Origin of the sequence: Azoarcus taiwanensis (assembly GCF_012910885.1) — a bacterium.
Taxonomy (GTDB): domain Bacteria; phylum Pseudomonadota; class Gammaproteobacteria; order Burkholderiales; family Rhodocyclaceae; genus Azoarcus_F; species Azoarcus_F taiwanensis.
The window spans coordinates 1-22,281 of sequence record NZ_WTVM01000024.1 but is presented as its reverse complement, the minus strand read 5'-3'; the positions used below and the strand labels follow the sequence as shown (position 1 = coordinate 22,281).

Sequence of the window (22,281 nt, the reverse complement as noted above, 5' to 3'; positions counted from 1 at the left end):
GGCGCTGACGCGGGGTCCAACTTCGCGGCTGGCTGGGCCGATGGCCAAGCTTCGAGGGCAACAACCCGCTGTCACGCAGTCTTGCCAAAAAACGATCAAACGACAGGTGCAGCTGAAGCAGCCTGGACGTCAGCGCAGTAATCATGTTCATCTCAAACAAGCCGTGGGTGTCGGGAATTTTTACAACGTCTCTGAAGACGGTCGCAAAGACGGATCAAAGTAGCCTCTAACATGCTGTTTTTCCAGTATTTTTAATCGTTCGTCGATTCTGGCATGTTTATCGCTTAGTGCGTAACGTGGTGGCGTCTCAAACAGCTAACCGATGCTGCGAACTGCCAAGCACATATCGAACTCAAGGAGGCCGTCAATGAACAAGAAACTCATCGCGGGAATGATCACGGGCGCCGCCCTCATGCTCGCTAGCAGCGCCGCTTCTTCAGCGGTCGTCATCTACAACACCTCTCTCAGCAACATCACGTCCACGTTCGACGCAGCGATCATCGCAACGGGCTCAACGGTGACGACAGCCCAGGTCGTTTCCGGTCAGAATGTATATGACTACATCGATCTGGACGGAAACGCCGCTACGGTCACCGTAACCCGTACCGGGACTGGAGCGGCCGCTAGCCCCTCGGGCGGCTACAGCAGCGGCGGCGAGTCGCTCTCCGGATCAGTGTGGAACATTAACCCAGGTGGTTCGGCAGGTGGCGGCGTCGGCGGGCTGCCCGACATTCCCGGCTACACGAGCGGCCTGACCTTCACCTTCTCGTCACCGGTCAACGCATTTGGCTTCGAAGTCGGCGACTGGGCCACCTGCTGCTTCACCAACACTCGGCCGGCCAATGTCCAGGCGGCCTATGGCGTCCCTGCCGGGGGTTCGGGCCTGTGGATCGCATTTGACGGTGGTGCCGCAACGCTTCCGGCGAACGCCTTCACCTTCACCGACAACCCCGGGTATGCAGAACGCTTCAGTTTCAACAACTTTATTGGTGCAATCGATGATTCCGGTTTCTTCAACGCAGTGACCTTCTGGGGTGACGGGTGGGGAGAGTTCCTCGTCGCAGGCGGCACACTCCGCTTCGCGTCAGTGCCGGAAGGCTCCATCGGCCCACAACCGGTCCCTGAGCCCGGCACCCTCGCACTGCTCGGTCTCGGCCTCGCTGGCCTCGGTGCTCTGCGTCGCCGCAAGCTCCAAGCCTGATCGACCCTTGCCTTGAAGCACAACGGCGCCGGAAGGCGCCGTTTTCGTTTGAGCATCGCCCCCTTCATCAGGTCGTGACCGGCTCGGTCGTCGGTTGCGGCGCGCGCTCCGGTGACAGATACAGGTACACCGCCGGCACCACGAACAGCGTGAACAACGTACCGATGGTCATACCGGCGGCAATCACCAGGCCCATCGCGAAGCGCGAGCCCGCGCCCGGGCCGGTGGCGATGAGGAGCGGAATCATCGCCAGCACGGTGGCCGCGGTGGTCATCAGGATCGGGCGCAGGCGCAGCGAGGACGCCTCCTCGATGGCTTCGCGGCGGCTGCGGCCCTGGGCGCGCAACTGGTTGGCGAACTCGACGATGAGGATGCCGTGCTTGGCGATCAGGCCAACCAGCGTGACCAGGCCCACCTGCGTGTAGATATTGAGTGTCGCAAAACCAAGGCTGATGAAGATCAGCGCCCCGGCGATCGACATCGGCACCGTCATCATGATGATCGCCGAATCCCGGAAGGATTCGAACTGCGCGGCGAGCACCAGATAGATCACGATGAGCGCAAAGAAGAAGGTCAGGATCAGTTGCTGGCCTTCGCTCTTGAACTGGCGAGACTGGCCCGAGTAATCGACGCTGTAGCCCGGTGGCAAGACCTCTTCGGCGATGCCTTCGAGAATGTCGAGCGCCTCACCCAACGTCACACCGGGGCGCGGCACGCCCGAGAGGGTCACGCTGTTCAGCTGCTGGAAGCGCTTGAGCTGCTGCGGCTGCACCCGGTCCTCGATGCTGACCAGAGTCGCCAGCGGCACCAGCTCGCCGTCGCGGTTGCGCGTGTAGAGATCCTCGATCTGCTCCGGCACCAGGCGAGCGCCGCGTTCGAGCTGCGGGATCACGCGGTAGGAGCGATTCTCCAGCGAGAAACGCCCGGCGGTCGCGCCCGAGAGCAGGGTTGAGATGTCCGCCGACAGGGTCTGCATGTCCACACCCATCAGCGCAGCCTTCTCCCGGTCGACCATGATCTGCGCCTGGGGCCGGTCGATCTTGAGATCGCCATCGACGAAGATGAAGCGGCCGGTCGCCATCGCGCGGCCGACGATCTCCTGTGACACTTCGAGCAGGTTCTCGGCCGGTTCGGTGCTGCGGATCACGAACTCGACCGGCGCGCCGCCCCCACCGCCGGGCAGCGACGGCGGCACCAGCGCGAAGATGTTGAGGCCGGGAATCTGCTCCAGGCGCGGCTGCAGCTCGGTTTCGAGGATCTTCTGGGTGCTGCGGGTACGCTGGTCCCAGGGTGCGAGTACGAAGCCGGCAATCGCCTGGTTGGTCGCGCCGACGCCAGCGCCGCCGAAACCGTTGATCAGGAAGATGTTGGAGATCTCGTCGATCTCGTCGAGATAGCGGTTCATCACCCCGGTGTTGCGCTCGAGCTGGTCAAGCGTGGTCGGTGCATCGGCTGAGGCGATCGCCAACACGAAGCCCTGATCCTCGGCGGGCTCGAGTTCGCTCGGGCTGGTCACGAACAGGAAGTAACACGAAACCAGCACGATCACACCAAAGGTGAGCACCACGAAGCGGCTGTCGAGCGCGCCATGCAGACGGCGCTGATAGGCCCGCTGCAGACCGTCGAAACGGCGATCGAGCCATCCCTCGAAGCCGCCCTTGTCTCCTGCCGCGTGCGGCTTGAGCAAGCGCGAGGCCAGCATCGGCGAAAGGGTTAGCGCGACCACCCCAGAGATCACCACCGAACCCGCGAGCGTGAACGCGAACTCGACGAACAGCGTGCCGGTAATGCCCTCGACGAAACCGATCGGCAGGAACACCGCGATCAAGGTGGTCGACATCGCAACGACAGGCCACGCCAGCTCGCGCGCACCACGAATCGCGGCATCGAGCGGCTTCATGCCATCTTCGATGTGGCGATGGATGTTCTCGACGATGATGATGGCGTCATCGACGACAATGCCAATCGCGAGCACCATCGCGAGCAAGGTCAGCAGGTTGATCGAGAAGCCCATGACAAGCATCAGGAAGAGCGTACCGACCAGCGACAGAGGCATCGCCAGCGCCGGGATGATGACGCTGCGGACCGAGCCGAGGAAGAGGAAGATCACCACCACGACGATGACCAGCGCCAGCACGATGGTGTCGATGACTTCGCTGATCGCGTTCTCGATGTACTCGGTGGAGTCGTAGACGATGTCGCCCGAAAGCCCCTCGGGGAACTGGGGCTCGATCTCGTCGCGCCAGACCCGGCGCACGTCGGCGATGACATCGAGTGCGTTGGCATCCGGCGACACCTCGATGCCGATGAAGGTGGCCGACAAGCCGTTGAAACTCACTGAATTATCGTAATTCTCCGACCCGAGTTCGATCTCGGCGACATCGGCCAGACGCACCAGGGAACCGTTCTCGGCGCGCACGACGAGGCGCTCGAACTCCTCCGGCGTCGACAAATCGGTGGCCGCAGTCAGCTCGAAGCTCACCGCCTGCCCTTTGGTCCGGCCCACTGCCGAAAGCACGTTGTTGGCCTGCAGCGAGCGGAACACATCCGAGCCGGTCACTCCGAGCGCCGCCATGCGCTTGGGATCCAGCCACACCCGCATCGCGAAGGTTCGATCGCCGAGGATCTGTGCGCGCTGCACACCGGGGATCGTCGACAACTGCGGTTCGACCACGCGCACCAGGTAATCGGTGATCTGGTTATTGGACAGGATCTCAGAGTAGAAGCTCATGTACATCGCCGCGATGGTCTCGCCCACCGACAGCGTGATCACCGGCTCCTCGGCCTCTGCCGGCAGCACCGAGCGCACCTTGTTCACCTGTGCGGCGATCTGGGTGAGCGCCTCGTTGGGGTCGGCATCCAGCCGCAGAAAGGCCTGGATGTTGCTGACGCCAGCGACACTGGTCGACACCACATAGTCGATGCCTTCGGCGGCGGCCACCTCACGCTCGATCGGTGTGGTGACGAAGCCCTGCATCAGGTCGGCATCTGCCCCGAAGTAGGTCGTGGTGACCGTGACCACGGCGTTCTTGATCTCGGGAAACTGGCGAACGTTGAGATCCAGCGCCGCCCGCAGACCGAGCAGCAGGATGAACAGGCTGACCACCGTGGCCAGCACCGGCTTGTTGATAAAGGTGTCGGTAAAGCGGACCTGCATGGTTCTCTCCCCTGCTGGCCGGTCAAGTGTTGTCCGGACGCGGGTCTGCGTCGGCGGGTGGCTGCAGCGAAGGTTCATCGTTGACCTTCACCCGCGCCTGGTTGCGCAGCTTGAGCAGACCGCTGGTGGCGATGCGCTCGCCGGGCTCGAGGCCTTGCACCACTTCGACGAGATCGCCACGACGTGTGCCGGTCTGCACGAAACGCTGCGATACCAGCAGGTCGCCGTTGTCATTCTCGGCAAGCACGAACACGATGTTGCCGTAGGGATTGAAGCGGATCGCGCTCTGCGGCACGACACGGACAGTGCGAGGTTCGCCCGTTTCGATCCGGACCCGGCCGAACATGCCCGGCTTGATGACGCCATCGGGGTTGGCGATCTCCGCCTGAACCGCAAAGCTGCGTGTGCTCTCCCGCACCGCCGGCGCGATGGCGAGGATTCGGCCGTCAAGATCCCTCCCCTCGGAGTCGACCCGGACTGTGATGGTCTGGCCGTTCTCGATGCGGGCAACATGGCGCTCGGACAAGGTGAAGTCGAGGTGAATCGGGTCGCGGGTCTGTAGCGACACCACCGCCTGCCCGGGTGCGAGGTACTCGCCCAGGCTCACCTCACGAATACCAAGTTCGCCGGAGAAAGGCGCTCGCAGGGTCTTCTGCCGAATGCGGGCACGCTGCTCGGCAACCGCTGCTGCGGCTTGGTCGGCCTCGCTCTGCCGCCGCGGGAGGTCGGCCTCCGGCAGATTGCGCTGGGCCACGAGACGTTGCGTTCGCTCGAGTTCGACGCGCGCGAGCCGCTCTGCCGCCTCCAGGCTGCGAAGGCGGGCCTGATCGGTTTCCGAATCCAGCACCAGCAACTCTTCGCCGGCTTCGACACTGCTGCCGCTGTCGAAACGGATCTCGCGCACGATGCCGCCGACTTCGGTGGTCAGTGTCGTGCCCTGCACTGCGGAAAAGCTGCCGACCGCCTCGAGACGCTCGACCCAGGCGTCCTCGCGCACTTCGGTGGCTGTGATGGTGGCCACCGGCGCCGGCATGTTGTCGAAGAATTCATCGATCTTGCCGCCGACAAAGGCCTTGAATCCAAATACGCCGCCAAACAGCACACCAACGCCCAGCAGCATGATGATCATGCGTTTCATGCGAACACTCCAAACAGCCTCACGGCCTCGAGATATCGAAAACTTCCTTGCGGATCCGGGAGACCAACGCAGCGGTCTCTCCGTCGTCCGAGAGTTCAACCAGCGGCTGCCAGCCCATGCCGTTAAGCAAGGTCTGCAGATGCCGGAACAGCAGCCGCTCGGAGTCGGCAATTTGCAGCGCCTCCATCAGCCCCTGGACCTGACCGAGCGCGGTCATACCTTCACACAGGCTCCACGGACCGAGACTGGTCGCGGTGAGCGAGAGCCCTCGGGTATCCAGATCGCCGGCCTCGACCGCATCGCGCACGATGCGATTGACGATCTCCGACATCGGCCCGCTGCACGCCAGCGCCTCGGTGCGCCGCGCCTCGGAGGTCTGCTCCCAAACCGCCTCGGTGAGCACATAGTGCTTGAGCTTCATGTGCTGGGGATGACGCCGTGCGAACTCGAGCTCGGCCACCGCAATCGCGATCATCCGCTCCCTCGGCGTGCCGCCTTGCCAGCGCTCCACCTTGCGGAAGAAATCCAGGTGCACCTCGAACTCGCGCGACGTCATCGCCAGCAGCAAGTCCTCCTTGGACTGGAAGTGCTGGTAAAGCGTGCCGGTGGCGTAATCGCAGGCTGCCGCAAGCGGCCCCATCTGCAGCTTCATGAAGCCGTTTTCGGCAATCATCCGCTCCGCGGTGTCGAGAAAAAGCGCTTCGCGCGCCTCACGCTCCCGTAGTTTGCGTTCCTGGGTACCCATGGCACTCGCCTGAATTAACGAGCGTCGAATTTTGAACCTGATTCATTTTTCGGGCAAGCGTTGAAGTAAACAAGGATTCGCTTTCGCGGCACACGTCGCTCCTACCCCGGCCACAGGCGCCTCCACTGCCTGTGGGAGCCGCGTGAGCGGCGAAGGGCTGCCACATGTGTTCGCGTTTGCGCCTCAACGACTACGCCGCTCTCGAAGCCGAACGCCTGCACTGCCTTTTGGCGAGTGGTCTATCAGCCGACGACGCCCGGCAGGATCGCAGTAGCAATCGCGAAGTAGATCACCACGCCGGTGATGTCGGCGACCGAGGTGATCAGCGGCGCGCTGGCGGTGGCGGGATCGCGGCCGAAACGCGAGAGGAGGAAAGGCACCGACAAGCCAATGGTACTGCCGACCACGACGATGATCATCATCGACAGAGCCACGACCAGCGCGATTTCCGGGCCGCCGCGCAACAGCCCGAGGGTCGACACCGCCAGCGCCATCGTCACGCCGAGCAAGGCCGCCACACCAAATTCACGACCGAGCATGCGACCCCAATCTCCAAGACGCGCCTCGCCGGTCGCCAGCGCCCTTACCATCAACGTCGCCGACTGGCTGCCGGCATTGCCACCACTGTCGATCAACAGCGGCAGGAAGAACACCAGCGCCACATGCGCGGCGATAGTGTCCTCGAAAGCCGCAATCCCCGCACCCGAGAAAACATTCGCGAACACCAGCAGCACCAGCCAGGTGATCCGCTTGCGATAAAGCAGGGCAATGCTCGCATCGCGCATCCGCTCGCCGACATGGCCGACGCCGCCGCCGGCCTTGTGGAACAGGTCGGTGGTTTCCTCGGCATGGACGTCCATCGCGTCGTCGTAGGTGACGATGCCGACCAGACGCTGATCCGTGTCGACCACCGGCAGCGCGATCAGGTCATAGCGCGCAATCAGCTCGGCCGCGACCTTTTGCGGCGCGTCGGCCTGCGCATGGACGACATCTCGTCGCATCAGTTCGCCGACTGTCGTGCTGGCCGGAGACACGATCAGCTCGCGCAACGACACAGTTCCCGCAAGTCGACGCGCCTCGTCGAGCACGAAGACCTGATAGATGGTCTCCTTGTCGGGCGCCTGCACGCGGATCTGTTCGATCGCCTCACGCGCGGTCAGCGAAGGTCTCACCGTGACGTAATCTGAGGTCATCACAGCACCAACCGAGCCTTCCGGGTACGAAGCCAGATGCAGGAGGGCATCGCGTTCGACCTGCGCCAATGCAGGCAAAACGTGTTCACGCTCCGTCGGTTCGAGCCGTTGCAGCAGGTCTGCCTGGTCGTCGGTGTCCATCGCGCGAAACACGCGCACCAGCGTCGGGCGGTCCATTCCGGTGAGCAAGCGGGCCTGATGCGCGGTGTCGAAGTAATCGAGCAACTCGCCGACATGGCTTTCCGGCGCAAGGTGCAGAAAGTTGCGGATGGCCCCGTCCGGCATCTCCATCAGCCGGTCGGCGATGTCTGCCAGATGATGATGCTTGACGAGGCGGTGCGCATGCGCATGCTCGCCACTGGCCAACGCCTGCTCGATCCCCTGGGAAAGATGATTCCCGCTCATTTCCGCCCCCGCTCGGTCGCGATGCGCACTGCAAGCCGGCTCAGCGCGGCATAGGCATCTCCGGCGTCGCCATCGAAACCGTCCACCGCACGCCCCTGGGCTTCGACCACCGCGTGATCGCCGCGCGCTGCCGGGCCGGTAAGCGCTGCGCGGCCATGGACGAGGACGTTGTCCAGAGTTTTGGTCGCCAGCGGCGCGAGCAGCCGCTCGGCCACCTCGGGCGCGACCCCTGCCTCGGCGTAGAGACGGCGGGCAACATCGATGATCACGACCAGAAAATTCGACGCAAAGACCGAACCAGCGTGATACAGCGGCTTGGTGTCCGAACTCAGTGCGAAACACTCGCCACCGATCACATGGAACGCGCCGGCGAGGGTCTCGCACAGGTGTGCATCGCCCTCCAGACCGACCAGACTACCGGCGAACTGCGCCAGCGCATGCTGCGGATCGGCAAAACTCAGAACCGGATGGGCACTCGCCACGCGAGCGCCGCGCTTGCGTGCAGGCTCGAGGACCGAGGACGCAGTGAAACCACTGAGGTGGAACACCGCATCACCCGCGCGAAGCAGCCCGGATGCGGCGAGCGCCTCGCCGATTTCGACGATTGCGGTATCGGGCACACCCAGCATCCACACGTCGGCAGGCCGCATGGCCGCCAGGGCGTCGATCGGGCGGCCGGCGCCGACGAAAGCCACGGCTTGGGCGGCACCCGCCGGCGATCGGGTCAGCACGTCCTGGACCCGGTACGCACCACGCTCCGCCCAGAGTCTGCCCAAGGTTCTCGCTGCGCGACCGCAGCCGATAATGTTGAGCGTGACCACCTCGATCTCCGTCAGTCCCGTGGCACCAGGCGCCACAGCGAGGTCATCTCGGCCGCACGCGCCGCGTGCAGCGGGTCGTCGCGATCGCTGGCGCGGCCATGCACCGGCCGCGTGTCCAGCCGTCCGGCCACCGTCAATCCGGCGGCGTCGAACATCGCGAGCAGGGTCTCGCGGCTGCGCAGGCCGAGATGCTCCGCCAGATCCGACAGGATCAGCCAGGCTTCACCGCCGGGGCTGAGGTGCTCGCGCACGCCATCGAGAAAGCCCTTTAGCATTCTGCTGTCCGGGTCGTAGACCGCCTGCTCCAACGGTGAAGTCGGTCGCGCCGGCAGCCAGGGCGGATTGCACACGAGCAGGGGCGCACGACCCGGTGGAAAGAGATCCGCTGCAACCACCTCGACCCGCTCGGCCAGGCCAAGCCGCTGCAGGTTGTCGCGCGCGCAGACGAGCGCTCGCGGATCCATGTCGGTCGCCACGACCCGGCGCACTCCGCGCCGGGCGAGAATCGCTGCGAGCACTCCGGTGCCGGTGCCGATATCGAAGGCGAGCGCTTCGGACGGCAGCGGCGCCTCGGCGACGAGATCCAGATACTCGCCACGCACCGGCGAGAACACCCCGTAGTGCGGATGGATACTCGCGCCGAGCGCCTGCACCGGCACGCCCTTGAGCTGCCACTGATGGGCGCCGAGCAGGCCGAGGAGTTCGCTCAGCGACATCACGAAATCGTCTTCACCCTCGCCGAACGCCGCCTCGCAGGCGGGGGCGACATCCGGCGCCCGCCGCAGCGGCACGCGATAACCGGCCTCGACAGGGATCAACAGCATGCCGAGGATGCGCGCCCGCTGTGACTGCGCCAGGCGGTAGCGATCGAATGCGGCGCGGCTGGTATCTTCGCCTGGACGCGTGCGGTCACGCTTGCGCTTGCCGCCGCGCTCGATGCGACGCGCGATTGCCTGCCTCAGTTGCCGGGCGTTGTGATAATCGCCGCGCCACAACAAGGCCGTGCCCTCGCAGGCGAGACGCCAGGCGGTGTCGGCATCGAGGCTGTCGTCGACAATCATCACCCGGCGCGGCGGCGGCAGGCCGGCGGCCGATTGCCAGCGTGCGCGTCGCGGCACGCCAGCCTCCTCCCACTCCAGCATCGGCGTCGATGTCATGTCTGTGCTCCACATTCGGACCCGTCGACGAAGTCGCCGCGGGTCGGCAAGCTGCCATTCGCAACGCGCAATGGCATGGCCAACGCGAGATGGTCGGGATTCGCCAGCCAGCGCTGCATCATACGGTAGCGATCGAGATCGAAGCGACGCGGCGGGAGATTTGCGCACAGGGCTTCGAACCCGGACGCGTCGCTCGCCGTGCCGAGGTGGCACCACCGGTCGAATACATGCCAGGCACTTCGCTGCGCGTGTTCCGAATGCTCGACGAAGGCGACCGCGCCAGGCCAGGGCCACGGTTTGAGCGAGACCGACGTCAGCGCACCAAGCAACCGGTCATCGTGGGCTTCCGGCGACTCGCGTCCGGCGCAGACACCCGCGCAGCGCTTGTTACGGTAGGCTTGGCACGGACCACTTCCGGCGGACTCGATGCCCAGGCGTCGCGGGCAAAGCATGTAGGCTGCGGCAAGTTCGCGCAGCACATGGTCGGACTCCTTGCGATTGCGGAAAGTGCCATGCACGTCCGCCCAGCCGAGCGGATCGCTCCCCGCCAACGGGATCCGTTGCAACGATGGCGGACGTCTGCGCCGCACCACGACCTTGAGGCCGAACACGTCGTCATCGCCTTGCGCCAGCCGGTTGTGAGTGGGGCGCAGACTCGCCAGCAACTCGGCCTCGAGCAGCATCGCCGAAAGCTCGCCGGCAGTCTCGTGCCACTCGACCCGCCGGGTCTTGTCCGCCAACTCGGCCTGCTTGCCGGCGCGATCGCTGGCCGCGAAATGCTCGAGCACCCGGGCACGCAGGCTCGGGCTTCGGCCAACGTAGAGCGGCGCATCTCCATCGCCGAAGAAGACGTAGACGCCGGCAGCGTCCGGTAGCCCCTCGAGCACGCCCTCGGGCAAGGTACGCGGTCGAGGTGCAAGCTTCATCGCCCGCTCACATGCGGTGGACAAGGCCTTGGCATTGAAGCGGATCCGCGCCATGTCGAGAAACTGGCGCAACACCTCGACATCGCCCATCGCGCGGTGACGCGCATCACAAGTCAGCCCATGGCGTGCGATGAGCGCATCCAGGCCGTGGCGGTGATGCTCGGGGAACAGCGCTCGCGAGAGCTTGACGGTGCACAACACCGGCGCATCGAAACTCTGGCTCAGGCGGGCATATTCGTTGCGGATGAATCCGTAGTCGAAGCGCGCATTGTGCGCAACGAAGACCGCGCCTTCGAGGATGGCGCGGACCGAGTCCGCGAGCGCCTCGAATCGGGGCGCACCGGCGACCATGTCATCGGTGATGCCGATCAGCCGCTGGATGTAATCCGGAATCGGTCGGGCGGGATTGACCAGGGTCTCAAGACGCCCGACCAACTCGCCCCCTTCGAAACGCAGGATCGCGATCTCGGTGATCCGGTCGATCACCGGATTGGCGCCGGTGGTCTCGAGATCGATCAGGGCATAGGGATCGGGAAACGTCACGCCGACGGCCAAACCCACTCCGGTCGATCAGTGATTGGTGTCGTAGTAATATGGCTTGACCGGCACTGCCGACTCACGAAGCTTCGCCTGGGCGGAGACGTCCTGCGGCTTGTCCCACCAGAGCGCGCGCCCCTTCTTCTGCTCCTCGACTTGCTCCGGGTGCTTCTCGAGCCACTCGCGCATGAAGCGAGTGTGCTCCGATTCGTACATTGCCATGATGCTCATCCTTTTGCCGAAGTGAGAATTCTACAGCGAAGGGGTATCACGTGGATAACGGCTTGGGTCAAGCTTGCGTGACCGGCAACTGTCCGCAGAGGCTACCGAGAATGTTTGCGACCTCCTCTTGCGGCAGGTCGCGCACGATGAACACGAGTCGGCTGCGTCGATCGGCATAAGGGCCCGATTCCGGCCATGCGGGCAAGCTGGCAGGCGGGTAGCCGACATGCTGAACGCACTGCACGATGCGTGGCAACGGATCGCCCGACACGTTCAGCAGCCCTTTGACGCGCAGCAGACGCTCGCCATAGACCTGGAGCAACAGCGACAGACCTTCGCTGAAACCGAGCCAATCCAGGGGTTCATCGAAGCTCAGCACGAAGCTCCGCACATCGGCATCGTGGCGAACCGACTGCGTCGCCGCGGGCGCGGCACCCGGACGGCGCCAGGCTGCCGGACCGGTGACGGCCGGCGTGCGCTGCGCCCTGGCACGCGCGGCTTCCTCACCGAGCCACACTTCCACGTCTGGCAGCTTGCTGCCGGGATCGTAGATGCCGCAAGCCTCGATCGCCTCGGGCCCGACCACGCCATCGAAGACCTCGATCAAGGGTGCACCGGGATTAAGCGTACGCAAACGGTCAATGACCGCGGTGCGCTCCGCGGCATCCACCAGATCGCACTTGGTGAGGAGAAGCCGGTCGGCCATCGCAACCTGACGCACCGCTTCGCGATGTCGATCGAGTTGCGCGGGCGCGTGCGTGGCGTCGACCGCGGTAATCACGCCGTCGCAGCGAAACCGCGCCGACACGAAGAAGTCCTGCATCAGGGTGTGGATGATCGGCGCCGGGTCGGCAAGGCCGGTGGTTTCGATGAGCACCCGTTCGACCGGATCGATCTCGCGACGCACGCCCCGCTGGAAGACGTCCTTGAGCGCGCGCAGCAGGTCGCCCTGCACGCTGCAGCAAATGCAGCCCGAATCGAGCACGACCAGGCTGTCATCGACCTTGCTGACCAGGTGATGATCGACGCCGATCTCGCCGAACTCGTTGATCAACACCGCGGTGCGCGACATTGACGGATCGCGCAGCAAGCGGTTGAGCAGCGTCGTCTTGCCCGCGCCGAGAAAGCCGGTCAGCACCATGACCGGCACCCGACGGTCGGCCGCGGGCTGGCTCATGCTGGTTTCAGCCGCGAGAGACCCGCTCGAGCGCCTCGTGACGCTCCTGGGCCTCGAGACACATCGTCGCGGTCGGCCGCGCGAGCAGGCGCGGTACGCCGATCGGCTCGCCGGTCTCTTCGCACCAGCCGTAATCACCGCTGTCGATGCGGGCAAGCGCCTGATCGATCTTCTTCATCAGCTTGCGCTCGCGGTCGCGAACGCGCAGTTCGAGGGCATGCTCCTCCTCGATGGTGGCGCGATCGGTCCAGTCGGGCGTCGCCTCGTTCTCCTGCAGATGCTCGGTGGTCTCGTGGGCGTTATCCAGCAACGCCTGTTTCTCCTTGAGCAGCAGCGCCCTGAAGAACTCGAGTTGCGGGGCCGACATGTACTCGTCCTCGGGCGAAGCGAGCAACTGCTCGCGCGTGAGAACCGTCTGCGCCTCGGTATTGACCGCACTCATCGTGACTCCTCCGTGATACATGGCTAACGGGGCGGCAAGATACACCAAACTCGACGTATCGTGACAGCCAATCGTCCTGTCCGCTCCCCGAACGTGTCCCATCCGGACTATCATGTCAGTCGCCAAAGCCACGGAAAATGCCGTTTCCGGTACGCAGCACCATGCCTCGAACAATGCACGAACTACCCCAAGACGAAGACGCCTTTCTCGCCCATGCAGAAGCCCATTGCCGGGCTCGAGGAACCAGCCTGACACCGATCCGTCGGGAGGTTCTGGCCCAGTTGCGACGCGAAGAAAGCGGGTTGAAAGCCTATGACCTGCTCGATCGCATCAAGGCGGTCAGGCCTTCCGCTACGCCGCCGACTGTCTATCGAGCGCTGGACTTCCTCATCGAGCACGGGCTGGCGCACAAGATCGGACGGATCAATCAGTTCGTCGCCTGCAATCATGATTGCCACGACCTGGCGGGTCTCTTCCTGGTTTGTCCCGATTGCGGCAAGGTCACCGAACTCCACGACGAAGACGCGGTGCGCGCGCTGTCACGCAGCCTGAAAGCGGCCGGCCACCGGCTGCTGGGGGCCGAGATCGAACTGAGTGCGGTGTGCGGCAGTTGCGACCAGGCGCCGGACAAGTCCCGCACCAGCGCCGGGTCGGCGCATCACCACGGCTGAGCGGCCCTATCTCGGTTTGCGCGCCACCAGGCCGGCCAACGCAGAACGTCCCTTGTGGCCGGCACCCTCGTCGAGTTCATCCTCGAATTCCTCGAGATGAAGAATCTCCATATCGTCGAAGGCTTCCCGCAACATCTGCCCGGTATACATGTGCTCGACCAGTGACGGACCGCCGGTGCGGTACTCCAGCTGCTTCGGCGTATAACCCAGCAGCACGAGCACGCCACCCGGCTTGAGCGCGCGCTTCATCCCGGCAAAGAGCAAGGGGCGCTCGGCGGGGGTGGCGAACTGCGCGAAGATGCCCGCAACCAGATCGAAGGCCGCCTCCGGGTAATCCCATGCGATGGCGTCCGCCAGCACGAAATCGACCTCGACATGCCGTCCGGCCGCGAGCTTGCGCGCCTTCTCGAGCGCAATCGGAGAGAACTCGGTTGCGGTCACCCGGATGCCCTGCTCGGCCAGCCAGACCGCGTTGCGACCTTCACCATCGGCCACCGACAACGCAGTCGTCGCAGCGCGATACTGCTCGGCGTGACGCACCAGAAACCGGTTGGGAGTGGTACCGAAAACATAGTCTTCGCCGGCCGCTTCGAAGCGCGCGGACCAGCGTCTTTCCTGCTCTGATCGATTCATAGGGACTCCGTGACGAAGACCGACAGGCTACCCCAATCGGGCTAAGCCGCCCAATTGCGACATCATGGGGAACTCGCGCCTCCAGTCGGACGTCTGTAGAATCATGTGACGCTTACCGGCCGGGGCACAAGCATGCTGCACAAGATCAATACCAGAATCCGCGACAAGCGCGAACTCGCGCAGGTCGCCAACCACCTTTTCTTCATTACCGCGTTTCTGTTCGTCGCGCACCAGAACGCGCTACATCCGGCAGAAATGCGTGCCGAAGTGCCGATGATCGCGCAGGCATTGCACTTTCAGCCGCGCTTGCCGCCGCCGGGATTCGACCCCGAGCAAATGTCGAACGACGAGATCGATTGGTCGATCCGCCCCGAGTAAGCGACGGAGTTCAGACCGATGCCGATGTTCGTCGACACCTCGCCGCCGGGCGAGTGCATCTTCTGTAAGCTGGTCGCGGGCAATATCCCGGCCGCCCGGGTCTACGAGGATGAACTGACGATTGCGTTCATGGATCTCGGTCAGGTCAATCCGGGGCATGTGCTCGTGGCGAGCAAACGCCACGCTGAAACCCTGTTCGACCTCGATCCGACCGAAGCCGAAGCCGTCATGCGAACGGCCCACCGGGTCGCCCACGCGGTTCGCGAAGCCTTCGACCCGCCCGGGCTCACGCTGCTGCAGGCAAACGGCAAGGCAAGCGATCAGACGGTCCGTCATTTCCACATGCATGTGGTGCCGCGGCATGCAGACGACGGCATTGCGCTGTCGTGGCCACGCAAGGATCCGCCGTTCGAGCGGCTTCAGGAATACGCTGACAGACTGCACGAAGCGCTTCGCTGAGCGCCGCGAGGCGAATCACCAGACGTTCTCGTCAACCTCGGGCAGATGCTCGAAACCAGGACGCGCGAAGTAGTAGCCCTGAAAGTAGTCCACACCCTCACCCGTCAGGGCCTCGTATTCGGCACGCGTCTCGATGCCTTCGGCGACCACCCGGATGGACAGGTCGGCGCACACGCTGAGTATGCCCCCGACGATCGCCCGCCGCACCTTGTCGCCGTCGAATCCCCGCGTCAGCGCCATGTCGAGCTTGATCACGTCAGGCTGGAACTCGGCCAGCAGGTTCAGGCCGGAGTAACCCGCACCGAAGTCGTCGATGGCAACCGTGAATCCACGACGCTTGTACTCTGCGAAAATCGATTTGAGATGCGCCGAGTCAACGATGCGCTCGCTCTCGGTGACTTCGAACATCAGGCGCTCGGTCGGAAAACCCGACTGCTCGGCGGCTTCCAGCGTGGCCCGGATACAGGTTTCCGGCCGGTAGACCGCGTTGGGCAGAAAGTTGATGCTGAGCATGCCCGACAAGCCCAGACGCGACGCGAGGTCGATGGCAAGTACCCGACATGTCTGGTCGAAGCTGTAGACATTTTCCTGGGTGACCTTGCCAAGCACGACGCCGGCCGGCTCCTGACCAACTCCACGCACCAACGCCTCATAGCCATGTATTGACCGGGTGGACGCCTGCACGATCGGCTGGAACGCCATCGTGATGCCGATATCCAGCGGTTCGCGATTGCGGCAATCGCGGCAACCCGAAGGAACGAAGGTGGCTGCTTCAGGGCCCATCCTGACCGGCTGGATCTTTGGTGGGGCCGGGCTCATTGGCACGGAGGAAGCCGCACCATCGCGATCAGCCTTGCTCATGTCTTCCAGTTCCTATCCATTCCGGTCTTTTAGTCCCTCGGTTTGAGCCAGTGTCGGGCAACATCCACCATCCGGTTCGCGAAGCCCCATTCGTTATCGAACCACAGCACCAGATTCAGCAACCGAGGCCCCACGACGCGCGTTTGCCCGCCATCGACGATCACCGAATGCGGATCATGGTTGAAGTCGATCGATGCATGCGGATCCTCAGAATAAGCGATGAGCCCGGCGTTGCGCTGTGCCGCATCGCACAGCATGCGGTTGATATCCGCAACGCCCGCCTCCTGACGCACCTCCAGCACCAGGTCGATGGCCGACACATTGTGTGTCGGCACGCGAATCGCCTTGGCCTGAACTCTCCCGGCCAGCTGCGGCAGCAAGCGCTCGACGCCACGTGCAAGGCCGGTCGATACCGGGATGATCGACTGCATTGCCGAGCGCGTTCTGCGCAGGTCAGTGTGGTGGTAGCCATCGATCAGCGGCTGGTCGTTCATCACTGAGTGCAGGGTGGTGAGCAACACCCGCTCCAGGCCGATCTCACGATCGAGCAGATCGAGGATCGGCACCACTGCATTGGTCGTACATGACGCGTTCGATACGATGCGCTCGTCACCGCGAAGCAGGGCATGATTGATGCCAAACACAACGGTGGCGTCGACATCCTCTGCGCTGTTGCCAGGTTGCGAGAGCAGCACCCGCGGGCAACCGGCGGCGAGGAAGCGCTCGAGCTCCGGGCGGCTGCCGTAGCGACCCGAGCACTCGACCAGGAGGTCGATCCCGAGCCCCGCCCAATCCACCGCCTCGGGGGCGGTCTCGTGGGTGACGGCAATGCCACGCCCGGCGATCGACAGACTGCCCTCACTACTCGAAACGGCCAAGGGAAAGCGGCCGTGCGTCGAATCGAATCGGGTCAGGTAGACGATGCTGTCGAGATCGGCCGGCTCGTTGATCGCACAGACCTGCAGCCGCTCATGCAAGCCTCGCTCGACGAGGGCCCGCATGAAGCAACGGCCGATACGGCCGTAGCCGTTGATGGCGAGTCGCAGCGACGTCACGATGGGCGACTGTCGGTGCGACCGCGGGCCAGGCGCACCACTTCCGGCACACGCCGTACCGCGCGCATCACGGTCGCCAGGTGCATGCGGTCACGCACCTGAACGGTGAGATTCAAGGCGATATACATGCCCTGGTCGCTGTCCATGCTGACGTTCTGGATATTGCAGTCTGCGTCTGAGATTGCGCTGGCAACATGCGCGAGCACCCCACGGCCTTCCTTGGTGAGCAGCCGCAGGGTGGCCTCGAATGAACGTTCCTGACCCGGCTCCCACTCGACGTCGACCCAGCGGCCGCGGTCGCCGCGCACCTTGGCGATCGCATTGCAGTCGTGGCGATGAACCTCCAGCCCCTTGCCCTTGCGTATCACGCCGATGATGGGATCACCGGGTATCGGCTGACAACAGCTCGCAAGCTGGATGGCCACGCCCTCGCTGCCGCTGATGTGAATCGCGCCGGCGGGCTTGGGCTTGATCACATCCGGGCGGCCGGATTCCTGATCCTGCGCCTCGGCGAGCCGGCGAGCGACGATGACCGGAAGACGCTTGCCCAAACCGATGTCGGAAAAAACCACCTTCTTGCTGCGTACGCCCCGGTCCCGCAGGAAGCGATCCCAGGCGAAGGCGCTGATCTGGCCAATCGTGAGACCATGCGGACGCAAGGCCTGGTTCAGCAGACGCTCGCCCAGCGTCACCGACTCCTCGTGCTGGGCATTCTTGAGGAAGTGACGCAGCTGTGCGCGCGCCTTGCCGGTGCGCACGTAAGACAGCCATGCGGGGTTCGGGTTGGCATGCGCGGCCGTGATGATCTCGACCTGATCACCGTTGCGCAGCTCGGTGCGCAGCGGCATCAGGTCGCCATTGATCCGGCAGGCGACACAACGGTTGCCGATGTCGGTATGCACCGCATAGGCGAAATCAACCGGCGACGAGCCACGCGGCAACGACAAAATGCGCCCCTGCGGGGTGAAGACGTAGACTTCGCCGGGGAAGAGATCAACTTTGACGTGTTCGAGAAATTCGGTGGCTTCGCCCGAGGTGGACTGCAGCTCAAGCAATGACTGCAGCCAGGAGTGCGTCCGTTGCTGGAGCTCGGTGAGCGTCCTCTCGTCGTCCTTGTACAGCCAGTGCGAGGCAACACCACTTTCGGCGATGTGATGCATCTCCGAGGTACGCACCTGAATCTCCACCGGCGTGCCGAATGGGCCGATCAGGGTCGTATGCAAGGACTGATAGCCATTGGCCTTGGGGATGGCTATGTAGTCCTTGAACTTGCCGGGTACCGGTTTGTATAGCGAGTGCAGCGCGCCGATGACCTGATAGCAGGTCGGTACGTCGCACACGATGACCCGAACGCCGTAGATATCCAGCACCTGCGAAAAGGACAGCCGCTTCTCGACCATCTTTCGGTAGATCGAGAACAGGTGCTTTTCACGGCCCTGCACGTCGGCGCTGATACCCCACTGCGGCAAACGCTCTTCCACCGCGCTCAGCACCTTGCCAATCACTTCCCGTCTGTTGCCTCTCGCGGCCTTGATCGCGCGTGACAGCGCACGAAAACGCATCGGGTACTTGTGCTCGAAAGAGAGCTCCTGCAGCTCGCGGTAGAGCGTGTTGAGTCCCAGTCGGTTCGCAATCGGAGCGTAGATGTCGAGCGTCTCGGTCGCGATCCGGCGGCGCTTTGACGGACGCACGCAGTCGAGCGTGCGCATGTTGTGCAGGCGATCGGCAAGCTTGATCAGGATGACGCGAAGATCGCTCGCCATTGCCAGCAGCATCTTGCGGAAGTTCTCCGCCTGAGCTTCTTCCTGTGACCGGAACTCGATCTTGTCGAGCTTCGACAGGCCATCGACCAGTTCGGCGGTCACCTTTCCGAAGCGCTCGGCAATCTCCTGCTTGGAGATGTGAGTGTCCTCCATGACGTCATGAAGGAGCGCTGCCATCAGTGCCTGCGGGTCAAGATGCCAGTCGGCGATGATGTCGGTGACTGCGACCGGATGGGATATGTAGGGCTCGCCGCTGATGCGCATCTGCCCCTGGTGGGCGGCAGCGGAAAAGTGATAGGCAGCCTCCACCCGGCCCACGTCCTCGGGGCGGAGGTAGGTTTCGATCTTCGACTTGAGCCGGCCGAAGTCGAGCGACAACACGCTCGAGGCCGGTGGCGAGAATGGCTGGGGTACGGCCGGGGCCGAGGCGGCAGCATCCATGGTGCTCACCCCGGCCCCACCGCTTAAGCCTGCCCGCGGTTCAGGACTTCGAGCCCGACCAGACCTTCGGCGATTTCACGCAACGCGATGACCGTCGGCTTTTCCTTGCCGTAGGCGTCCGCGTCGATCAGCGGCGATGAGCCAATGGTGATCTGGCGCGCACGATAGGTCGCGGCCAGCGTGAGCTGAAAGCGGTTGGGGATTCTCTGCAGACAGTCTTCGACTGTGATTCGGGCCATGATCAGTCCTGTTCAAGCGTTTCAAAGTAAGTCGCATGTCGCGCACGTTGGTTCGCGCAGCGTAGCCGTGAAGCCCTCACCACTGCGACGAGATCATCAATTGCTTCTTGCAACTCGTTGTTAATTATAGCGTAGTCAAATTCGCCCACATGACGCATTTCGCCGCGCGCACCAAGCAGGCGCCTGGCGATGACATCGTCACTATCGCTGCCCCGGCCACGCAGTCGAGACTCGAGCTCCTCGAACGACGGCGGCAGCACGAAAACACCCACCGCTTCCGGAAACACCCTGCGCACCTGCTGCGCGCCCTGCCAGTCGATCTCCAGCACGATGTCGCGACCGGCGGCCATTTGCTCGCGGATCCATGTGCGCGACGTGGCGTAGTAGTTTCCGTGCACTTCAGCCCATTCCAGGAACTCCCCTCGGTCGCGCAGTTCGCGAAAGCTCTCGGTGTCGACAAAGTGATAGGCGCGCCCGTTCTCCTCGCCAGGGCGTGGCGAGCGGGTCGTGTACGACACCGACAAATGGACCTGCGGGTCACGATCGAGCAGGCCGCGAACCAGAGTGGTCTTTCCTGCACCCGAAGGAGCAGTGATGATGATGAGCGTTCCGGGCATGGGGACGACGGCTTAACGATGAGTGGTTTCACGCCAACGCGGGTCACGACGGCTGTCAGACACCAACGTTCTTGCGGCGGCACCACCCGATTGTGCCAGTTTTTGCGGCGCGACATCACACACTCTTCCACACAACCGCGCCAGAGCCGCCCACCACACGTCGGGCGACCGGCAGATAGACGGGCGAATGCCGTCCCACGAATGCGAAACCCACCACCTCGGCAGCAGGGGCACAACCACACTCGAACGTCGGTCAAGCCCGGCACGACCTCGATGCAACGGTAGCCTGGGGCCGTAAACGTCGAACCGGCTGCAGAACGTCGCAGCCGGCTCACGTCTAGGAGACGCAGTGCGAGTCTACTTACATGCTGCGGCGATACTGCCCCCCCACCTCGTAGAGCGCACTGGTGATCTGGCCGAGCGAACAGTAGCGCACCGCATCCACCAGCACCTCGAACACGTTGCCGTTCTCGATCACCGTCTGCTGCAGCTTGGCCTGCCACTTGGGCGCCTCGGCCTTGTTGCGGGCATGGAAGTCCTTCAGACGCTTGAGCTGCGACTGTTTCTCCTCATCGGTCGAGCGCGCGAGCTCGATCTCCTGCTCGACGTGGCCCTTCGGGTTGAGGAAGGTGTTCACGCCGATGATCGGATAGGAGCCGTCATGCTTGCGGTGCTCGTAGTACAGCGACTCCTCCTGGATCTTGCCACGCTGGTAGCCGGTTTCCATCGCGCCGAGTACGCCGCCACGCGATGCGATGGCCTCGAACTCCTTGAGCACCGCTTCTTCGACGAGATCGGTGAGCTCCTCGATGATGAACGCGCCCTGATTGGGGTTCTCGTTCTTGGCCAGGCCCCATTCGCGGTTGATGATGAGCTGGATCGCCATCGCGCGGCGCACGCTCTCTTCGGTCGGCGTGGTGATCGCCTCATCGTAGGCGTTGGTGTGCAGCGAGTTGCAGTTGTCGTAGATCGCGATCAGTGCCTGCAACGTGGTGCGGATGTCGTTGAAGTCCATTTCCTGGGCGTGCAGCGAGCGGCCCGAGGTCTGCACGTGGTACTTGAGCTTCTGGCTGCGCTCGTTGGCACCGTACTTGTTCTTCATCGCCACCGCCCAGATGCGGCGGGCGACACGGCCGATCACCGAGTACTCCGGGTCCATGCCGTTGCTGAAGAAGAAGGAGAGGTTGGGCGCGAAGTCGTCGATGTGCATGCCGCGCGCCAGATACGACTCGACGTAGGTGAAGCCGTTGGACAGCGTAAAGGCGAGCTGGCTGATCGGGTTCGCGCCAGCTTCGGCGATGTGGTATCCCGAGATCGACACCGAGTAGAAGTTCTGCACCTTGTGATGAACGAAATACTCCTGGATGTCGCCCATCATCTTCAGCGCGAATTCGGTGCTGAAGATGCAGGTATTCTGGCCCTGGTCTTCCTTGAGGATATCGGCCTGCACCGTGCCGCGCACGGTCGACAGCGTCCAGGCCTTGATCTTGGCGTACTCGTCGTCGGTCGGGTCGCGGCCGTTGTCGGCCTTGAACTTGGCGAGCTGCTGGTCGAGCGCGGTGTTGAAGAAGAAGGCGAGGATGATCGGCGCGGGGCCATTGATGGTCATCGACACCGAAGTCGTCGGCGCACACAGGTCGAAGCCGTCGTACAGCACCTTCATGTCATCCAGCGTGGCGATGGACACGCCGGAGTTGCCGATCTTGCCGTAGATGTCCGGGCGAAGGTCGGGGTCGCAACCGTACAGCGTGACCGAGTCGAACGCGGTACTGAGGCGGTGCGCAGGCATGCCCTCGGACACCTTCTTGAAGCGGCGATTGGTGCGGAAGGCGTCGCCCTCGCCGGCGAACATGCGGGTGGGGTCCTCGCCCTCGCGCTTGAATGCGAAGACACCGGCCGTGTACGGGAAGGAGCCGGGTACGTTCTCCTTCATCAGAAACTTCAGCGACTCTCCCTCGTCCTCGAAGCTCGGCAGCGCCACCTTGCGGATCTTGGTGCCGGACAGCGAGGTATTCGTAAGCTGGGTACGGATCTCCTTGTCGC

Annotated in this window: 21 protein-coding genes; 4 read left to right on the top strand and 17 right to left on the bottom strand. The window is 63.7% G+C overall.

The genetic code is table 11. The features are described 5' to 3' along the window. Positions 1-367: 367 nt before the first annotated feature. On the top strand, positions 368-1,201 hold the full coding sequence (locus GPA21_RS20860) for a PEP-CTERM sorting domain-containing protein (RefSeq protein WP_246261787.1): 834 nt from the start codon (positions 368-370) through the stop codon (positions 1,199-1,201). 67 nt (positions 1,202-1,268) lie between these two features. Here GPA21_RS20860 and GPA21_RS05855 read toward each other — a convergent pair whose 3' ends face one another. The 10 genes from GPA21_RS05855 to dksA form a co-directional block, all read right to left on the bottom strand. Continuing rightward, positions 1,269-4,358 carry an efflux RND transporter permease subunit gene (locus GPA21_RS05855; RefSeq protein ID WP_168987277.1) on the bottom strand — a complete coding sequence of 1,030 codons (3,090 nt, stop codon included), beginning with the start codon at positions 4,356-4,358 and terminating at the stop codon, positions 1,269-1,271. Positions 4,359-4,380: 22 nt separating this feature from the next. Further along, entirely contained in the window at positions 4,381-5,496 is a 1,116-nt protein-coding gene (locus GPA21_RS05850; RefSeq protein WP_168987276.1) for an efflux RND transporter periplasmic adaptor subunit, read from the bottom strand. Between the two features lie 19 nt (positions 5,497-5,515). Further along, positions 5,516-6,241 (bottom strand): TetR/AcrR family transcriptional regulator, encoded by a 726-nt coding sequence (locus GPA21_RS05845; protein ID WP_168987275.1) that lies wholly within the window; start codon positions 6,239-6,241, stop codon positions 5,516-5,518. Between the two features lie 242 nt (positions 6,242-6,483). Then, positions 6,484-7,839: a magnesium transporter gene (gene mgtE / locus GPA21_RS05840; RefSeq protein WP_168987274.1), complete on the bottom strand. Its 1,356-nt coding sequence runs from the start codon at positions 7,837-7,839 to the stop codon at positions 6,484-6,486. Beyond that, positions 7,836-8,660, bottom strand: coding sequence for a DUF2520 domain-containing protein (locus GPA21_RS05835; protein ID WP_168987273.1), 825 nt, complete (start codon positions 8,658-8,660; stop codon positions 7,836-7,838). The genes mgtE and GPA21_RS05835 overlap by 4 nt, the downstream gene beginning before the upstream one ends. Positions 8,661-8,671: 11 nt before the next feature. Beyond that, positions 8,672-9,817 carry a methyltransferase gene (locus GPA21_RS05830; RefSeq protein WP_168987272.1) on the bottom strand — a complete coding sequence of 382 codons (1,146 nt, stop codon included), beginning with the start codon at positions 9,815-9,817 and terminating at the stop codon, positions 8,672-8,674. Beyond that, positions 9,814-11,298, bottom strand: coding sequence for an exonuclease domain-containing protein (locus GPA21_RS05825; protein ID WP_211163443.1), 1,485 nt, complete (start codon positions 11,296-11,298; stop codon positions 9,814-9,816). The genes GPA21_RS05830 and GPA21_RS05825 overlap by 4 nt, the downstream gene beginning before the upstream one ends. Positions 11,299-11,313: 15 nt before the next feature. Further along, positions 11,314-11,502 carry a DUF3460 family protein gene (locus GPA21_RS05820; protein WP_168987271.1) on the bottom strand — a complete coding sequence of 63 codons (189 nt, stop codon included), beginning with the start codon at positions 11,500-11,502 and terminating at the stop codon, positions 11,314-11,316. Positions 11,503-11,569: 67 nt separating this feature from the next. After that, on the bottom strand, positions 11,570-12,679 hold the full coding sequence (locus GPA21_RS05815; protein WP_168987270.1) for a CobW family GTP-binding protein: 1,110 nt from the start codon (positions 12,677-12,679) through the stop codon (positions 11,570-11,572). Between the two features lie 7 nt (positions 12,680-12,686). Then, positions 12,687-13,121: an RNA polymerase-binding protein DksA gene (dksA, locus tag GPA21_RS05810; protein ID WP_168987269.1), complete on the bottom strand. Its 435-nt coding sequence runs from the start codon at positions 13,119-13,121 to the stop codon at positions 12,687-12,689. 161 nt (positions 13,122-13,282) lie between these two features. Between dksA and GPA21_RS05805 the strand changes: the two genes are divergently transcribed. Continuing rightward, entirely contained in the window at positions 13,283-13,792 is a 510-nt protein-coding gene (locus GPA21_RS05805) for a transcriptional repressor (protein ID WP_168987268.1), read from the top strand. 6 nt (positions 13,793-13,798) lie between these two features. Here the strand turns inward: GPA21_RS05805 and GPA21_RS05800 are convergent, their stop codons facing one another. After that, positions 13,799-14,425, bottom strand: a complete 627-nt coding sequence (locus tag GPA21_RS05800) for a class I SAM-dependent methyltransferase (RefSeq protein ID WP_168987267.1) — start codon at positions 14,423-14,425, stop codon at positions 13,799-13,801. Between the two features lie 132 nt (positions 14,426-14,557). Between GPA21_RS05800 and GPA21_RS05795 the strand changes: the two genes are divergently transcribed. Both GPA21_RS05795 and GPA21_RS05790 read left to right on the top strand, forming a co-directional pair. Continuing rightward, entirely contained in the window at positions 14,558-14,803 is a 246-nt protein-coding gene (locus tag GPA21_RS05795) for a hypothetical protein (protein ID WP_168987266.1), read from the top strand. An 18-nt stretch (positions 14,804-14,821) separates the two neighbouring features. Beyond that, positions 14,822-15,262, top strand: coding sequence for an HIT family protein (locus GPA21_RS05790; protein ID WP_168987265.1), 441 nt, complete (start codon positions 14,822-14,824; stop codon positions 15,260-15,262). 15 nt (positions 15,263-15,277) lie between these two features. Here the strand turns inward: GPA21_RS05790 and GPA21_RS05785 are convergent, their stop codons facing one another. The 6 genes from GPA21_RS05785 to GPA21_RS05760 all read right to left on the bottom strand — a co-directional run. Further along, entirely contained in the window at positions 15,278-16,123 is an 846-nt protein-coding gene (locus GPA21_RS05785; protein ID WP_246261786.1) for an EAL domain-containing protein, read from the bottom strand. Positions 16,124-16,152: 29 nt separating this feature from the next. Next, the gene (locus tag GPA21_RS05780; RefSeq protein WP_211163446.1) at positions 16,153-17,124 is read right to left on the bottom strand and encodes a type I glyceraldehyde-3-phosphate dehydrogenase; all 972 of its coding nucleotides are present in this window, start codon (positions 17,122-17,124) and stop codon (positions 16,153-16,155) included. 50 nt (positions 17,125-17,174) lie between these two features. After that, positions 17,175-19,382 (bottom strand): RelA/SpoT family protein, encoded by a 2,208-nt coding sequence (locus GPA21_RS05775; RefSeq protein ID WP_168987264.1) that lies wholly within the window; start codon positions 19,380-19,382, stop codon positions 17,175-17,177. A 23-nt stretch (positions 19,383-19,405) separates the two neighbouring features. Next, the gene (rpoZ, locus tag GPA21_RS05770) at positions 19,406-19,621 is read right to left on the bottom strand and encodes a DNA-directed RNA polymerase subunit omega (RefSeq protein ID WP_168987263.1); all 216 of its coding nucleotides are present in this window, start codon (positions 19,619-19,621) and stop codon (positions 19,406-19,408) included. A gap of 2 nt (positions 19,622-19,623) precedes the next feature. After that, positions 19,624-20,238: a guanylate kinase gene (gmk, locus tag GPA21_RS05765; RefSeq protein ID WP_168987262.1), complete on the bottom strand. Its 615-nt coding sequence runs from the start codon at positions 20,236-20,238 to the stop codon at positions 19,624-19,626. A gap of 361 nt (positions 20,239-20,599) precedes the next feature. Beyond that, positions 20,600-22,281: methylmalonyl-CoA mutase family protein (locus GPA21_RS05760; protein ID WP_246261785.1), on the bottom strand; the 1,682-nt coding region annotated here is incomplete at its 5' end.

Bases quoted from the DNA above. Each gene is read 5' to 3' on its own strand.
- rpoZ (WP_168987263.1), bottom strand. From the start codon at position 19,621: ATGGCCCGAATCACAGTCGAAGACTGTCTGCAGAGAATCCCCAACCGC.
- dksA (WP_168987269.1), bottom strand. From the start codon at position 13,121: ATGAGTGCGGTCAATACCGAGGCGCAGACGGTTCTCACGCGCGAGCAG.
- GPA21_RS05775 (WP_168987264.1), bottom strand. From the start codon at position 19,382: ATGGATGCTGCCGCCTCGGCCCCGGCCGTACCCCAGCCATTCTCGCCA.
- GPA21_RS05790 (WP_168987265.1), top strand. From the start codon at position 14,822: ATGCCGATGTTCGTCGACACCTCGCCGCCGGGCGAGTGCATCTTCTGT.
- GPA21_RS05855 (WP_168987277.1), bottom strand. From the start codon at position 4,358: ATGCAGGTCCGCTTTACCGACACCTTTATCAACAAGCCGGTGCTGGCC.
- GPA21_RS05815 (WP_168987270.1), bottom strand. From the start codon at position 12,679: ATGAGCCAGCCCGCGGCCGACCGTCGGGTGCCGGTCATGGTGCTGACC.
- GPA21_RS05850 (WP_168987276.1), bottom strand. From the start codon at position 5,496: ATGAAACGCATGATCATCATGCTGCTGGGCGTTGGTGTGCTGTTTGGC.
- GPA21_RS05805 (WP_168987268.1), top strand. From the start codon at position 13,283: ATGCCTCGAACAATGCACGAACTACCCCAAGACGAAGACGCCTTTCTC.
- GPA21_RS05785 (WP_246261786.1), bottom strand. From the start codon at position 16,123: ATGAGCAAGGCTGATCGCGATGGTGCGGCTTCCTCCGTGCCAATGAGC.
- GPA21_RS05795 (WP_168987266.1), top strand. From the start codon at position 14,558: ATGCTGCACAAGATCAATACCAGAATCCGCGACAAGCGCGAACTCGCG.
- GPA21_RS05800 (WP_168987267.1), bottom strand. From the start codon at position 14,425: ATGAATCGATCAGAGCAGGAAAGACGCTGGTCCGCGCGCTTCGAAGCG.
- GPA21_RS05845 (WP_168987275.1), bottom strand. From the start codon at position 6,241: ATGGGTACCCAGGAACGCAAACTACGGGAGCGTGAGGCGCGCGAAGCG.
- GPA21_RS20860 (WP_246261787.1), top strand. From the start codon at position 368: ATGAACAAGAAACTCATCGCGGGAATGATCACGGGCGCCGCCCTCATG.
- GPA21_RS05830 (WP_168987272.1), bottom strand. From the start codon at position 9,817: ATGACATCGACGCCGATGCTGGAGTGGGAGGAGGCTGGCGTGCCGCGA.
- mgtE (WP_168987274.1), bottom strand. From the start codon at position 7,839: ATGAGCGGGAATCATCTTTCCCAGGGGATCGAGCAGGCGTTGGCCAGT.
- GPA21_RS05780 (WP_211163446.1), bottom strand. From the start codon at position 17,124: ATGCGGGCCCTCGTCGAGCGAGGCTTGCATGAGCGGCTGCAGGTCTGT.
- GPA21_RS05820 (WP_168987271.1), bottom strand. From the start codon at position 11,502: ATGGCAATGTACGAATCGGAGCACACTCGCTTCATGCGCGAGTGGCTC.
- gmk (WP_168987262.1), bottom strand. From the start codon at position 20,238: ATGCCCGGAACGCTCATCATCATCACTGCTCCTTCGGGTGCAGGAAAG.